The 14,830-nt window shown below is 60.4% G+C and carries 14 protein-coding genes; 7 read left to right on the forward strand and 7 right to left on the reverse strand.

The genetic code is table 11. From position 1 onward, the window contains the following. The first annotated feature begins 167 nt into the window (after positions 1 to 167). The gene (locus AF337_RS05875; RefSeq protein ID WP_049731378.1) at positions 168 to 1,742 is read left to right on the forward strand and encodes a Re/Si-specific NAD(P)(+) transhydrogenase subunit alpha; all 1,575 of its coding nucleotides are present in this window, start codon (positions 168 to 170) and stop codon (positions 1,740 to 1,742) included. Between the two features lie 22 nt (positions 1,743 to 1,764). After that, on the forward strand, positions 1,765 to 3,138 hold the full coding sequence (locus AF337_RS05880) for an NAD(P)(+) transhydrogenase (Re/Si-specific) subunit beta (RefSeq protein ID WP_049731379.1): 1,374 nt from the start codon (positions 1,765 to 1,767) through the stop codon (positions 3,136 to 3,138). A 770-nt stretch (positions 3,139 to 3,908) separates the two neighbouring features. Here the strand turns inward: AF337_RS05880 and AF337_RS05885 are convergent. Genes AF337_RS05885 through AF337_RS05915 form a run of 7 tightly spaced genes read right to left on the reverse strand, consistent with a single transcriptional unit; the run spans position 3,909 to position 9,915 of the window. Then, positions 3,909 to 4,229, reverse strand: coding sequence for a 2Fe-2S iron-sulfur cluster-binding protein (locus AF337_RS05885; RefSeq protein WP_049731380.1), 321 nt, complete (start codon positions 4,227 to 4,229; stop codon positions 3,909 to 3,911). A 32-nt stretch (positions 4,230 to 4,261) separates the two neighbouring features. Beyond that, the gene (locus AF337_RS05890; protein ID WP_049731381.1) at positions 4,262 to 5,503 is read right to left on the reverse strand and encodes an NAD(P)/FAD-dependent oxidoreductase; all 1,242 of its coding nucleotides are present in this window, start codon (positions 5,501 to 5,503) and stop codon (positions 4,262 to 4,264) included. Between the two features lies 1 nt (position 5,504). Beyond that, positions 5,505 to 6,059 carry a cupin domain-containing protein gene (locus AF337_RS05895; protein WP_049731382.1) on the reverse strand — a complete coding sequence of 185 codons (555 nt, stop codon included), beginning with the start codon at positions 6,057 to 6,059 and terminating at the stop codon, positions 5,505 to 5,507. After that, positions 6,052 to 6,720 (reverse strand): 4-carboxy-4-hydroxy-2-oxoadipate aldolase/oxaloacetate decarboxylase, encoded by a 669-nt coding sequence (locus tag AF337_RS05900; protein ID WP_049731383.1) that lies wholly within the window; start codon positions 6,718 to 6,720, stop codon positions 6,052 to 6,054. The genes AF337_RS05895 and AF337_RS05900 overlap by 8 nt, the downstream gene beginning before the upstream one ends. A gap of 36 nt (positions 6,721 to 6,756) precedes the next feature. Continuing rightward, the gene (locus AF337_RS05905; RefSeq protein WP_049731384.1) at positions 6,757 to 7,671 is read right to left on the reverse strand and encodes an ABC transporter substrate-binding protein; all 915 of its coding nucleotides are present in this window, start codon (positions 7,669 to 7,671) and stop codon (positions 6,757 to 6,759) included. Between the two features lie 28 nt (positions 7,672 to 7,699). Continuing rightward, positions 7,700 to 8,725 carry an amidohydrolase family protein gene (locus AF337_RS05910; protein ID WP_049731385.1) on the reverse strand — a complete coding sequence of 342 codons (1,026 nt, stop codon included), beginning with the start codon at positions 8,723 to 8,725 and terminating at the stop codon, positions 7,700 to 7,702. Then, the gene (locus AF337_RS05915) at positions 8,725 to 9,915 is read right to left on the reverse strand and encodes a cytochrome P450 (RefSeq protein ID WP_049731386.1); all 1,191 of its coding nucleotides are present in this window, start codon (positions 9,913 to 9,915) and stop codon (positions 8,725 to 8,727) included. The genes AF337_RS05910 and AF337_RS05915 overlap by 1 nt, the downstream gene beginning before the upstream one ends. A 100-nt stretch (positions 9,916 to 10,015) precedes the next feature. On the opposite strand from AF337_RS05915, the gene AF337_RS05920 reads away from it, so the two are divergent. From AF337_RS05920 to AF337_RS05940, 5 genes are read left to right on the forward strand one after another with little or no spacing between them, the layout of a single operon-like run. Further along, positions 10,016 to 10,930, forward strand: a complete 915-nt coding sequence (locus AF337_RS05920) for an ABC transporter ATP-binding protein (protein ID WP_244471192.1) — start codon at positions 10,016 to 10,018, stop codon at positions 10,928 to 10,930. Continuing rightward, positions 10,927 to 11,640, forward strand: a complete 714-nt coding sequence (locus AF337_RS05925; protein WP_049731388.1) for an ABC transporter ATP-binding protein — start codon at positions 10,927 to 10,929, stop codon at positions 11,638 to 11,640. The genes AF337_RS05920 and AF337_RS05925 overlap by 4 nt, the downstream gene beginning before the upstream one ends. Further along, a complete protein-coding gene (locus AF337_RS05930) occupies positions 11,640 to 12,521 on the forward strand; it encodes a branched-chain amino acid ABC transporter permease (protein ID WP_049731389.1) in 882 nt (293 codons plus the stop codon). Before AF337_RS05925 ends, AF337_RS05930 begins: the two co-directional genes overlap by 1 nt. Then, a complete protein-coding gene (locus AF337_RS05935; RefSeq protein ID WP_049731390.1) occupies positions 12,518 to 13,477 on the forward strand; it encodes a branched-chain amino acid ABC transporter permease in 960 nt (319 codons plus the stop codon). Before AF337_RS05930 ends, AF337_RS05935 begins: the two co-directional genes overlap by 4 nt. Before the next feature lie 31 nt (positions 13,478 to 13,508). Continuing rightward, on the forward strand, positions 13,509 to 14,741 hold the full coding sequence (locus AF337_RS05940) for an ABC transporter substrate-binding protein (RefSeq protein WP_049731391.1): 1,233 nt from the start codon (positions 13,509 to 13,511) through the stop codon (positions 14,739 to 14,741). The last annotated feature ends 89 nt before the right edge of the window (positions 14,742 to 14,830 follow it).

Below are 14,830 nucleotides of genomic sequence, written 5' to 3' on the forward strand. Positions count from 1 at the left end.
ACAAGGGCTTCGACATGATGCACAAGGGTGAAAGCATCCGCGGCGTGGTGGTCTATTGAGACCAATCGTCGGACTGCGACGAGAGGTTTTCATTGGTTCGGCCTCGGTCGGACCGAAACCAAGCGTCGCGTGGGATCAGTGACTTTCAACATTTAAGGGAGGGATACGTGCTGATAGGGTCGCCTCGAGAGAGGCTGGAAGGAGAGGCGCGCGTCGCGATGACGCCTGACAGCGCCACACAGCTTCAGAAACTTGGATATCAATGTGCCATCGAAACTGGCGCCGGCAAACTTGCGGGCTTCCCTGACGATGCGTACCGGGCCGCCGGGGTGACGGTGGTCGACAGCGCCGAAACACTCTTTGCAAACGCCGACGTGATCGCCAAGGTGCGCCCGCCGGAGTCAAGTGAAGTGGCGAGGCTCTCGAGCGGCAAGACGCTGATCTCGTTCTTCTATCCGGCACAGAACAAGGATCTCCTCGACCAGGCGAAAGCAACTGGCGCCAACGTGATCGCCATGGATATGGTGCCGCGCATCTCGCGCGCCCAGAAGATGGACGCGCTCTCCTCCATGGCCAATATTGCCGGCTACCGCGCCGTGATCGAGGCCGGAAATAATTTCGGTCGATTTTTTACGGGCCAGATGACGGCTGCCGGAAAGATCCCGCCAGCCAAGGTCCTGGTCATCGGCGCAGGCGTCGCCGGCCTTGCGGCGGTCGGCACCAGCGTTTCGCTCGGCGCCATCACCTATGCTTTCGACGTGCGCCCGGAAGTTGCCGAGCAGATCGAATCCATGGGCGCTGAATTCGTCTTTCTCGACTTCGAGGAACAGCAGCAGGACGGAGCTGCGACGGGTGGTTATGCGGCCCCCTCCTCGCCCGAATTCCGCGAAGCGCAGCTGAAGAAGTTCCGCGAAATCGCGCCTGACATCGACATTGTCATTACGACGGCGTTGATCCCCGGTCGCGACGCGCCAAAGCTCTGGCTTGCCGACATGGTGGCCACGATGAAGCCCGGCTCGGTCATCGTCGATCTTGCCGCCGAGCGCGGCGGCAATTGCGACCTGACCGTTCCGGACCAGAAGATTGTCTCCGACAACGGCGTCACTGTCATCGGCTACACCGACTTCCCGAGCCGCATGGCCACCCAGGCGTCAACGCTCTATTCGACCAACATCCGCCACATAATGACCGATCTGACCCCAAAGAAGGATGGCGTCATCGTCCACAACATGGAAGACGACGTAATCCGGGGCGCGACTATCGCCTACCAGGGCGAAATCACCTATCCGCCGCCGCCGCCGAAGATCCGGGCGATTGCCGCGCAGAAGCCAAAGGAAAAGGCCAGGGAGCTGACGCCTGAGGAAAAGCGCGCCGCAGAGGCCGCCGCCTTCAAATCTGCGACACGCAACCAGGTCGGCCTTCTCATCGTTGGCGGTCTGCTCATGCTCCTCATCGGTGCTTTTGCACCCCCGGTATTCATGGGCCATTTCATCGTTTTCGCACTCGCCTGCTTCGTCGGCTTCCAGGTGATCTGGGGCGTTTCGCACTCGCTGCATACGCCGCTCATGGCCGTCACCAACGCCATCTCGGGCATCATCATTATCGGCGCACTCCTGCAGATCACCGCGGGCGGCTGGCTGGTGACCGGGCTCGCAGCCATTTCCGTGGCAATCGCGACGATCAACATCGTCGGCGGCTTCATGGTGACGCGCCGCATGCTGAACATGTTCCAGAAGTCCTGATCGGGTTGCGGGGGATTTAACAATGTCTATCGGTATCCAGACCGCCGCCTATATCGCGGCTTCGGTTCTCTTTATCCTCGCGCTTGGCGGGCTTTCGGGCCAGGAAAGCGCCAAGCGCGCCGTATGGTACGGCATCATCGGCATGGCGATCGCCGCCATTGCGACGGTCTTCGGGCCGGGTGTCGGCCTTTCGGCGGTGCTCATCGGCATGATCGTCTTCGGTGCGGTCGTCGGAGCGGGCATGGCGCGGCGTGTCGAAATGACCGGCATGCCGCAGCTCGTGGCGGCCCTTCACTCCCTGGTCGGCCTGGCCGCCGTCCTTATCGGCCTCAACTCCGATATGACGGCGCATGAATTCGCCAGCCATGCCGAGCAGATCATCCACGAGGTGGAAATCTTCCTCGGAGTCTCCATCGGTGCCGTGACCTTCACCGGTTCGATCATCGCCTATGGGAAGCTTTCAGGCCGCATCGGCGGGAAGGCGCTGATCCTGCCTGGCCGCCACGCCTTCAACCTCGCGATGGTCGCCGGTGCCTTCGTCCTCATGCTGCTCTACATGAACGGCGCGGGCTCATGGACGCTCTACCTCATGACGCTGGTGGCATTCGTCATCGGCGCGCATCTCGTCATGGCGATCGGCGGGGCCGACATGCCGGTGGTCGTTTCCATGCTGAACTCTTATTCGGGTTGGGCGGCTGCAGCGACCGGCTTCCTGCTTGGAAACGACCTTCTGATCGTCACCGGCGCTTTGGTCGGCTCCTCCGGCGCAATCCTCTCCTACATCATGTGCAAGGCAATGAACCGGCAGTTCCTGTCCGTGATCCTCGGCGGTTTCGGCAATGCCTCGGGACCGGCGATGGCCGTCGAGGGTGAACAGGTCGCGATCGACGCCGAAGGCGCCGCTGCTGCACTCAACGATGCGGACTCGGTCATTATCGTGCCCGGCTACGGCATGGCGGTTGCTCAGGCGCAGAGTGCCGTCTCCGAGCTCACCCGCAAGCTGCGTGCAACCGGCAAGGACGTGCGCTTCGCCATTCATCCCGTTGCCGGCCGCCTACCCGGTCACATGAACGTGCTACTGGCCGAGGCAAAAGTGCCCTACGACATCGTCCTGGAGATGGACGAAATCAACGACGATTTTGCGAATACGGACGTCGTCATCGTCATCGGTTCCAACGACATCGTTAATCCGGCCGCACAGGAAGATCCAAACTCGCCGATATCAGGCATGCCGGTCCTGGAGGTTTGGAAGGCCAAGCAGGTCTTTGTTTCCAAGCGCGGCCAGGGCACCGGTTACTCGGGCATCGAGAACCCGCTGTTTTACAAAGAAAATACCCGAATGTATTACGGCGACGCCAAGGACTCGATCAACAAGCTGCTGCCAATTCTCAACTGAGCCCCATTTTGGCTCTGTTGAGGACGCGATGGCTCACCTATCTGGCGACTTCCTTCTCGAAGCACTGCGCGGGGATGGCGGTCGCCGCCCTCGCGGCAACTATCAGGTTGTCGAGGTTTTTGCACCGTATCGGGAATAGCTCCTCCTCCGGGCAAAATCCGGAGACATCCGGCGCGCGGTCGTTACAACCTCCCCGCGCAAGCGCTGAGGCTGCCCAAAACGTCACCGCCCTGCTCGACCGGTTCGATTATCATCTTGAGACGGAGTTGAACGCGGTAAGTCAGACCCGGTCCGCTCCCGGGTTGCGAGATCTCGGAATCGATCCTGTTGATGCCGCAGCATTTAAGGACCCGCCCACAGGACGAGCAGCGGCTGTTGGTGCTGACGTTCCGACGATTGGAACTCGCATCTTCGGACGAGAGTGCAGCGCCGTATTGCGGCGCTATCAAAACTGCCGGCGATTTTCCTGACGCGGGCTACGGCGGCGGCTGCAAGAGCGATGTAAATAGCGCCCATCGCATTGCTTTCGAGTCGATCCGCTCACCTAACGCGGCAACACGGGATCGGCGCTCTTCTACGCAAGCACCGCAGAGCACGATAAAAGGCGGCCCTTTCAACATGCGGAGATTGTCGGAGTATAGGGCTCAGTACATTTGAGCCGACCGAAACGAGGCATGATGGGTCGTTAGGTTTGCCCGGGCGCGGATGTTTCGCCCGGGAATATTTAGAGAGACGTCTCGTGTCCGCAAATCGTCCAAAAGGATTTCATTCTAGTCTTCGGGAGCAATTCCGATCACGATGCCGCTGAGTGTCTCATCGAACGGTATCTGACAGGAAAGCCGGGAGTTCACCTGGCGGTAGTCGGATCCCTCGAGCAGCTCGGTCTCGTCGATTGAGGAAACCGGCAGATTGGCGCTCGCCGGAAGCTCCTCGACATAGACGTGGCAGGTGGCGCAGGACAGACAGCCGCCGCACATCGCCAAGAGTTCATCAAACCCAGCGTTCCGGATATTCTCCATCAGCGAGGCGCCTATCCGTCCGTCGAAGCTATGGAGCTCTCCGTCCCGGGTCCGTACTGAAATGATAGCCATTTTTCCTCCACTTTTTCTGCGCCTTGGTCGCCTCACGACGTGACAAGCTCGATTTCCTTGAGTTGTTTCGATGTGTCGGCCAAAGCTTCGCGATCGATCCTGACCGCGCTGTCGACAAGTTTCCGCCCCTGCACGTAATCGCGAGGCGAGTTGATGCAATCGAGAGCTAAAACCGCTCCGTTCCTCAGATAGATGACACTGAAGCTTCGGGAGGCGGGATTTCCTCTCGTGACGACACTGTCGAAACCGTAATTGAGGCCGACCGTCTGCATTTTCAGGTCGTACTGATTGGACCAGAACCATGGCGTTGCATCATATGCCTTGAACTCACCGCAGATCGCTTTGGCAGCGGTGGTCGCCTGATCGGTCGCGTTCTGCACAGATTCAATGCGGATGCCGGGACCATTTTCCAGGCGGGCGCCGTCGCCGACGCAATAGATGTCGGGCAAGGACGTACGGCAAAAATCATCGACATCGATACCGTTTGTGCCCTTGGCACCGGCGGCGATCAGGGGACCGACCGACGGGACAATGCCAATACCGACGACGACGATGTCGGCTGCAATCGCCTCGCCGGTTTCAAGAACGACACTCGATACGCGACCGTTCGTCCCCTTCAAAGAGGCGACACTGCTGTTGAGACGGATGTCCACACCGCGCGCCCGATGCTCGTTTTCGTAAAAGCGTGATATCGGTTCCCCCGCCACGCGTGCCAGGACACGGTCGAGAGCCTCGACCAAGGTCACGTGCTTGCCGATCTCCCGGAACACTGCGGCGGCTTCCAGGCCGACGTACCCGCCGCCGATGATCGCGATCCTTTGCGCATCCGGAAGAACATCGATCAGTGCGTCGCAATCCGCCTTGCTGCGGATGTAGAAAACTCCTGCCAGGTCGCCGCCGGGACAGGAAAGCTTCCGGGGATCGCCGCCGGCGGCCCAAACCAGCTGGCCGTAGGAAAACTGTTCGCCATGATCGGTCATCACGGTGCGAGCGCTGGCATCGACCCCGATCACATGCCGGCCAAGCAATAATTCCACCTCACGCGATCCCCAGAAATCCTGAGACCGCAGATGCATCCTGTCGAACGTCTTCTTGCCCGCCAGATAGTCCTTCGAGAGCGAAGGGCGGTCGTAGGGAATTTCCGGTTCAGCGCCGATCAGCGCGATACTTCCCGTAAAGCCAGACTGCCTGAGTGCGGCCGCTGTCTGCGAACCGCCGTGTCCGCCGCCGACGATCACGCAGTCGAAAGATTGGCTGACGTTGCCCGGCTTCATCTCACGATCCTCTTTCGGCGCCGATGAGGACGAAGCACAACGTGGCAGGCTTGTCGCCCTTGTTGCGCCAGGCATGGCGCGTACCGCACTGGACCACGACGTCGCCCTGCTTCAGCAAGGTTTCAGCGCCGTCGTCGAGCTCGAGCCAGATCTCGCCGTCGAGCACAATGTCGTAGTCGACCGTATCGGTGGTGTGCATGCCCGGCGCGTCAGGCTCGAATGCCTGGATCAGGCCGGGAATGTGGATGGCCTGCTCCTCGAACGCCGCCTGGTGGTCTATGGCGGCGAATACCGAATCCGGCGGGAAGACGACGATCATGAGTTTCGTCGCTCCCGGTTCAGGCGTGATCATTATTTGCGGCGGCGCCTGCTCCGCATGATCCTGCGGAAGGACGGGTTTGGCGGCGGTGGCGTAAACAACCGACGTCAAATGCCCCGGCACAGACGCGTAGACATGAGCGTTCGCTGTTGGGCCATCACTGACGAATACAGACTTGCCGTCCTTGATGCCGGTGACGACGCGCCGGGGGATGCGAACTTCAGTCGCCCTATTCATAGATCAGGCCTTTCGCTTCGAGCTGCGGACGCATGTTGTTGATGTCGAGGCTGAGCTTGCCGGCTTCGTAGAGGCCGCGCTTTTCGTCTTCCATCTGCTGCCGCTTGAGGGCCTTTTCGAGCACCCGAGCTGCCTCATCGCGCTTGACCACGCAGACCCCGTCGTCATCGGCGATGATGACGTCACCCGGTTCGATATAGGCGCCGGCACAGACCACTGGCACCTGCACGTTCGCCAGCGTTTCCTTGACGGTGCCCTGCGCTGATATGGCCTTCGCCCATACCGGGAACTTCATCGCGCGCAGGTCGGCCACATCTCGGACGCCGGCGTCGGTCACCAGACCTAGAATTCCTCGTGCCTTGCAAGACGTGGCGAGCAGGTCGCCGAAATAGCCGTCGGTGCATGGTGAGGTCGGTGCGACAACCAGGATGTCCCCCGGTTGGGCCATCTCGAGCGCTACATGGATCATCCAGTTGTCGCCGGGCGGAACCTCGCAGGTCAGGGCCGTGCCACCGATGCGCGCGCCGTCGATGACCGGACGCAGATGCGGCGCCAGCAACCCTTTCCGTCCCTGAGCTTCATGGACCGTGGCGACGCCGAGCTTACCCAGCGCTTCGCATATTTCGCGGTCCGTCCGCGGGGTTTTTGTCATTACTTTCATCGAAAATCTCCTGGCGTAACGCGCCTCAGTGGTCGTTCAGCGGAATGCAGCTTCGAGCAGGCCGCGATCGAACACGCCGCCCGCCACAGGTCTGGCGGCTTCGTCAAGCAAGTTCGCGCCGATCATAAGGTCGATGGTGGTGTCCATCGCTGCCTGCGGAATGGATAGGTCGGCCGGCCACATACCCATGTTGCGTATGTAGCGAAGGCCACGTGACGCGAGATCGGCGTCGTCTTTCGTTGTGATCCGCTGGAAAATTGGAAGCGTGATATCTTCCCGACTGGGGTCGTTGGTGATCGCATAGGCATCGATGAGCGCCCGCAGGAAGCGGACAGCCATTTCGTGATTGCCGTCCAGCCAGCTCTTGCGGCCGATGACGGCGGCGAAGACGATTTCAGGGATGACGTCGTTGATCTCGCCGATCAGGTTGAAGCCGTCCCGCTCGGCGAGGAAATTCCAGGGGGCCGGCTGCGGCGCGCAGTCGATCTCGCCTGACTGGAGCGCTTCCCAGCGCTTGGTGTGGATGCCGGCGACTTCGAATTCATAGTCGCCCGGATAATGCAGCCCATCCTTGGAGAGCAGCATCTGGGTATAAATCGCGGTGCCTTCGGTGAGGGACGACGTGCCGACCTTCTTGCCCTTCAAGTCCCGGGTCGATTTGATCGAAGGCTGGGCGACGAGCGACATCGGCAGACGGTTCGAGTTCGAAGCGATCACACGCAATTCGCCGCCCTTGACGAAGTTGGAGACCGCGCCTTCCGGCGGCGTGATGGCCAGGTCCGCTTCACCTTCGAGTACGGCGCTGGTCGCTTTGTCGACAGTACCCATCTTTTTGTATTCGATGGACAGCCCATGCCTGGCGAAGATGCCGAGTTCTTCGGCCACGAAGACCGGTAGCCAGTTGAACCCTTGCGCCCCGCCTGCGAGGCTCAGATGTTGGCTCGAAGCCATTTGATTTCTCCCTGGTAGTTGCGAGCCTTTAAAGGCCGCGCTCGCGTAGTCTCTTGTCCAACAGCGGGTAGACCCGCCGGGCGTTTCCTTCGAAGACTGCATGTCTCTGGTTGTCGCCGAGCGGGAGGCGATCGATGTATCTCTTGGTATCGTCGAAGGGATGGCCCGTCTCGGGATCGATCGCCTTGACCGCGCCGAGCAACTCCGAGCCGAAGAGGATGTTCTTGACGTCGACCACCTTGAACAGCGTGTCGATGCCTGCCTGATGGTAGACGCAGGTGTCGAAGAACAGGTTGTTCATCAGGTGCGTGTCGAGGCTCGGCTTTTCGAGCATGATCGACAGGCCGCGGTAACGCCCCCAATGGTAAGGGGCGGCCCCGCCGCCATGCGGTATGATCAGCTTGAGTTCCGGGTGACGCTCGAACAGATCTCCCTGGATGAGCTGCATGAATACCGCGGTGTCGGCGTTGATGTAGTGCGCTCCCGTCATGTGAAGGCAGCGTTCGCAGGAGCTTGACACGTGGATCATCGCGGGAACCTGGAGGGCGACCATGGCCTCCCACATCGGGTCCCACCACGGATCGTAGATCGGCGGGGCGCTCCACCGTCCGCCCGAGGGATCGGGATTGAGATTACAACCGACGAAGCCGTTCCCAACGCAGCGCTCCAACTCGTCGACGACCGCAGAAAGGTCGCCGTCGACGGTCTGCGGAAGCTGGCAGACGGCAGCAAAGTTGTCGGGGAACATATCGACGATGCGGCCGACATTGTCGTTCGACAGACGCGACCACTCCTTGGCCACTGCCAGGCCTGGAACGTGGTGGCCCATGCCGGAGGCACGCGGGCTTAGGAGCGTCACATGCGAACCGCGCTCGCGCTGTATCTTCAGTTGGTTTTCTTCGATGATGTCATGGAGCTGCTTGTCCGGAATGCCGGGATAAATGGGCTGCTCGGCCGCCTTGCCTTCCGCATAGGCGACCTGTGCCGTCCGGAAGGCGTGGTGCTCCGGTGGTTCCGTTGTGAAGTGGCCGTGGCAGTCGATGATGAGCGACATCAGGCGTTCCACTTCGCGGGCAGATCGGAGATGCCGCGGAACCGCCATCCCTTGCCCTTCATCTCGCGCGTGGGGTCGAGCCGGAGTTCAGGCAATTGCCGGAATACCTCCGCGAGCGCAATCTCGCCCATTGCCCTCGAAAGGAAGTGGCCGGAACAGAAGTGCGGGCGGAAGCCGAACGACAGGTGCTGCTTCTTCTTGCGGAACATGTCGAATGTATCGGCATTTTCGAAGCGGGATTCGTCGCGGTTGGCGGAGCCCATGACGATCGCCACAGAGGCTCCTTGCGGAATGACAGTTCCCGCTATCTCGAAATCCTCCCGGGCGACGCGCGGCGTCACACCGATCGGCGCGATCCAGCGGAGGCCCTCGTCGAAGGCGCGCATGGCATTTTCCTGCGGCTGCTCTGCCATGAGCTTTGCCTGGTCGGCATTTGTAAGAAGACCCGCGCAGGCGTTCGCTGCCGCGTGGCCTGGCTCCTGCAGGCCACCAAGGATGATGACTCGCATCGTCGGCGAAATTTCTTCCCAGCTGCGGACCTCGCCCTTTTGCATTCCGCCATACATGACGTGGCTCAGAAGCGAGTTGTTGGGCTTGGAAAGGCAGGTCTGATAAAGATCGCCCATCTGCCTGTCGATGTCGGCAAGCGCATCATCGAGCCGCTTCCAGACTGCCGCGTCGTTGCTGACATTCTGCAGGCCGAGCGCCATCGCGTGGAACCACTCGACGAGCGTCTCATTGGGGGTTTCCGTCAGGCCGATAACGTCGCCGATACAACGCACCGAGATCGGCTCGAAGAGTTCGGTCGTAAGGTTCGCTTCTCCCTTCTTCTTGACGGAGTCGATATAGCGCTGCACGACCGGGCGCGTCAGACCCTCGACAAACGAGCGTACGCGCTCCTGCGTAAGGTTCTGATCAATGCCCTCACGAAGGCATTGGTGGTCCTCGCCGGACATGGTCAGGACGTTTGGCATGCCCATCACACGGGCCTCGGGGCGGTCGGCCGATCCGGATGGTCCGAAGATCTTGTCGTTGCCCCCGATGGTCCGGCAATCATCGAACCGGGTGATGAAATATTCCTTCGTTCCTTCGAAGAAAGCCACGGGCTGCTCTGAGCGCAAGCGCGCGTAAACGGGATACGGATCCCGGTAGAGGTTTTCGCCCGTCAGTTCGGTGTGTGATCCCGTCATCGATTTCCTCCCAGAACTCCCGCTTGGGGAGTTGTCGCCAATCTAGCCGCCGGTCTCCAGCCGGGGCACGCATCTCTGGACGTTTCGGGGAAGCAATCGAATGAGATTGAGACTTGACATACCGAAACGTCTTCAGATACGAATTGGTATCCAAAGCGGGATTGGCTGTCAACAACAGAAATTGACGGACAGAGGAGAAGCCGCTTCAGGAGGGAGGAATAAAGTGAACGACAGCAGCATCGAAGAGGTGCGCCCGGTGCTCGAGGCGCGGGGTGTTTCCGTGCAGTTTGGCGGTGTAAGAGCGCTGACAGACGTGTCGCTTTACGTCAGGCGAGGTGAAATCTGTGGCCTCATCGGGCCGAACGGCGCCGGAAAATCAACCTTTCTCAACGCGGCGACCCGTCTCGTGAATTACGCAAGCGGATCGATCATGCTCGACGGCCAGCCGCTCGAAGGCGTGGAAACGCGCGACATGATTGGAATGGGCGTCGCGCGGACGTTTCAGAATCTGGGCATTTATGCATCGATGACGGTTCTCGAGAACGTCATGCTGGGTGCCCATCACCGGCTTGGCGGAAGATTCGGAAAAGCGATCTTCGCCCCATTCCAGGCGAAAGTCTTAGAGCGGTCCACGCGCGAAAAAGCGATGGCGGTGCTCGAGGAGGTCGGCATGGCGGATCTGGTCTCCCGCGCGGCCGGCTCGCTCCCCTATCCCTTGCAGAAACGGATGGAAATCGCCCGGGCGCTCGCCGCGGAGCCGAAGATCCTCCTGCTCGACGAACCTGCCGGCGGGCTGACCCACGGCGAGGTCCACGAATTCGGCGCGCTCGTCGACGGGATAAGGCGCAGACACAATCTCTCCATCCTCCTTATCGAGCATCACATGGGTTTGGTGATGAGCCTTTGCGACCGGATCGTCGTCTTTCACCTGGGCCGCAACCTGGCCGAGGGAACTCCTGCCGAAATCAAGTCAAACGATGCGGTGATCGCCGCTTACCTCGGGAAAGCGGCATGACCCTTTTGGATATCAAAGAACTGTCCGTTTTCTACGGCAAGACGCAGGCACTGTTCGACTGTTCGTTCTCAGTTGATGAAGGCGAGTTCGTCGCCCTGCTCGGCGCAAACGGCGCCGGCAAGACGACGCTGCTGCGCGCAATCTCGGGCCTCCTGTCCTTCAAGGGTTCGGTTTCCTATGCCGGCAAAGCGCTCGACAAGATCTCTGCCCAGACGCGCCTTGCCCTTGGTGTTGCGCACATCCCGCAAGGTCGCGGCACATTCACAGAGTTTACGGTGGAAGAAAATTTGTCGCTCGGCGCCACGATCGTGGCCAGCCGCTCCCAAGTGAGACAAGACAAGGAACGCTGGTACGAAACGTTTCCGAGATTGCGGGAACGGCGCAACCAACTCGCCGGAAACTTGAGCGGCGGCGAACAGCAGATGCTCGCCGTGGCTCGCGCGCTGATGTCCAGGCCGAAGCTGCTCATGTGCGATGAACCATCTCTCGGACTGGCGCCGTCGATCACGCAGGAAATCCTGGCGATCTTCAAGTCCCTGAACAAAGAGGCCGGCATGACTTTGCTCGTGGTCGAACAGAACGTCGACATCACCCTTCAATACGCCGACAAGGCCTTTGTCATCGAAGCTGGCCAGATCGTCGCGAGCGGCGCGGCAAGCGAGCTGATCGGCAACGAAGACATCAAGAAATCATATCTGGGAGTCGCCTGATGAGTTTTTTCTTCCAGCTCGTCGTCAGCGGCTTGACCACGGGCGCCATCTACGCGGCGCTGGCGCTGGCGCTCGTCCTGATTTTCAGGGCGACGAATGTCGTCAATTTCGGCCAAGGCGAAATGGCGACATTCTCGGCCTATGGCGCCTGGCAACTGATGCAGTGGGGCGTGCCGCTCTGGCTCGCCGTCCTCGCGAGCCTCGTAGCGGCATTCGCCATCGGGATCGTGACATTCCGCCTGATCATCCGACCGATGATGGACGCTCCCGTGGAAGCGACCGTCGTCATCACGCTAGGCATCCTCGTGCTATTCCAGGCCGCCTGCATGTGGATTTGGGGGGCGGAACAGCTCTCCTTCTCAAGCCTTTTTCCGGGTGGCGGTTTTAGTATCGGCGACATCCGCGTGCTCGCCTCTGCCGTCGGGACACTGGCAATCCTCCTGGCGATTGCCTTGGCGATGGGTTTTGTCTTCCGCTTCACCAAGCTCGGCCTGTCGATGCGCGCAGCTGCCTTCGATCGTACACGCAGCGTTCTCGTTGGTGTCGATGTCGAACGAATGCTGATGCTCGGCTGGGGCTTCGCTGCCGTCATCGGGGCACTCGCCGCGATCCTGATTGCGCCCCGCCTGTTCCTTAGCCCGACGATGATGACACCGATCCTGTTCTATGCCCTGGCGGCTGCAACGCTCGGTGGCTGGGATAGTCCGCTTGGCGCCATTGTCGGCGGTCTCGCGGTCGGTGTCGCCGAAAGCCTGGGGGCAAGCTACCTCCCGTTCATCGGAGCCGACATGCGTATCGCGGTCCCGATCGCGCTGACATTGACCATCCTGCTCGTGAAGCCCGTCGGCCTGTTCGGCTCCTACAAGGTTACAAAGCTATGAGAGATCTTTCCCTCTCAACCACCATCAAACTTGGGGTCTTCGCGATTGTCGCGGTATCGATCCCGGTCTTCGCCCCGGCCTATGCACTCCAGCAAGTGGCCATAGCGATCGCCTATGCCATTGCGATTCTCGGTCTGAATCTGCTGATGGGATATGCCGGGCAGATTTGCCTTGCCCAAGGGACGCTGTTCGGTGTTGGCGCCTATGTCACCGCGATCCTGAACGCGACCTACGGCATTTCGCCCTTGGCCACACTTCCGGTCGCGGCTGCGGTCGCCGCCGCAGTCGGCCTGGTGATCGGCCTTCCGGCGCTCAGGCTTCAAGGTCTGCAGTTGGCCATCGTCACTTTCGGTATCGCGGCGGCATTCCCGCAGTTGCTCCTGAAGATGGGAAGCGTGACCGGTGGCGTATCCGGGCTTCCCGTCGACGCTCCCGAAACGCCTGGCTTCATGGCGGATGTTCCGGAGCTTTGGCTTTACCTGATCTCGCTCACCTGTGCCGGCGTCGGTGCATTGTTCGTCTCCCGAATGCTGGTCGGCGACGCCGGTCGCGCTCTGAGGGCACAGCGCGACAACCCTCAGATTGCCCAGGCACTCGGTGTGAACCTGACGCGTGCTCGACTGTGGGCATTCGCGGTCAGCTCGGCGCTCGCGGGACTGGGCGGTGGAGCATTTGCCATCGTTAGCGGCTTCATCAGCCCGGAATCCTTCCTGGCAATCCTGTCCATCAACATCGTGATCGGAAGCATCGTCGGAGGCGTGACCAGCATCGTCGGCGCCTTCGTCGGCGGCCTGTTCATGGTGTTTGTGCCGAGCTGGGCATCTGACATCAACCTGAGCCTCGGCAACTTGATTTACGGCCTCGCACTGATCCTCATCATGATGGTCGCGCGCAATGGGGTCACTGGCTTCATCGAAAAATGGCTTTCGATGATGTTTCGGAGGTCGGCTGGCTGAGATGCCCGCCATCAAACTGGGAGGAACTAAAATGAGACTGATCTCTATAATGAAGGGATGCACGATGCAGCTGGCCGCGGCCGCGCTGCTCGCCGCCTCCCACGCCAGCGCCGCGGAACCGTCGCCGGGCATCACCGACAATACGATTAAGATCGGTGTGACGGGACCTTTGACCGGTCCGGTCGCTGTCGTTGGCGGCGTCGCAGAGGGCATCAGGGCACGTATCGAGCAGGCCAACGCCGAAGGTGGCGTCAAGATGGGCGACGGCAAGACCCGTAAGATCGAACTCGTTATCGAGGACGACGGTCTTGACCCGCAACGCACCCTGGCGAATGTCCGGAAAATGGTCGAGAAGGACGAAATCTTCGCGTTGGTTGGCACCGCCGCCACGCCGAACAACCTCGCGATCGGACGCTACATCACCCAGAAGAAGGTTCCGAACGTCTTCATGTATTCCGGGGTTATCTCCCTGAATGCACCAAAGTGGGAAGTCGGCTTCGTTCCGTCCTTCTCAACCGAAGCCGATGCCTTCGCAGCATATCTCAACTCGACCAAGCCTGAGGCCAAGGTAGCCTTTCTATATCTGAACACGGAAACCGGCCAAACCTTCATGAAGGCGTTCGACCGCGCCATCGAGGGCTCCTCGATCAAAGTGATCGAACGCCAGCCCGTGACATCCCAGGACCCCACGGTCGAGACGCAGCTAAACACGCTGAAGGCATCCGGCGCCGACACCCTGGTCATCATTGCCGCTCCGCGGCAGGGTGGCGAGGCGATCCGCTTCCAATCCGAAAGCGGCTGGAAACCGTTGACCTTGGTCACAAACTTGTCGTCGGCTTACCCTGTCCTTCAGTCCGTCGGCCTGGAAAATGCCAAGGGCATCATCACCTCGGACTTTCTAAAGCCGATCATCAGCGACCAGAAGTCGGGTGACGAAGGCGTCGACCGCTATCTCGATGCTATCAAGGCGGCGAAAGTCAACTTTGTCTTCGCCAATACTATCGGCCAGACCGGATACGCCATCGGCGACGCCCTCGTTCAGTCTCTTGAAAAGCTCAAGGAGCCGACCCGCGAGGACCTGATGAAGGTCGTCCATAACATGGACGGCTGGAAGAACCCCCTGCTCCCCGACGACATCAAGATAACGACCAAGGGGGACACCGACATCTACCCTGTCGAAGCGCTCCAGCTCTATCAGTTTGATGGTCAGGCGTACGTTCCTATTGGTGGTGTTCTGGACTTTGAAGGAGCGACACACGAGTAGCCTGCGATCTTCGCCAAGGGTGCTGTTTAACCTCGGCGCCCTTTCCCTCTGAGTTGCTGAAGCTTCTCCATTGTGGTCGCCGTTGGTCC

This window comes from Rhizobium ecuadorense, from assembly GCF_001187535.1.
GTDB lineage: Bacteria > Pseudomonadota > Alphaproteobacteria > Rhizobiales > Rhizobiaceae > Rhizobium > Rhizobium ecuadorense.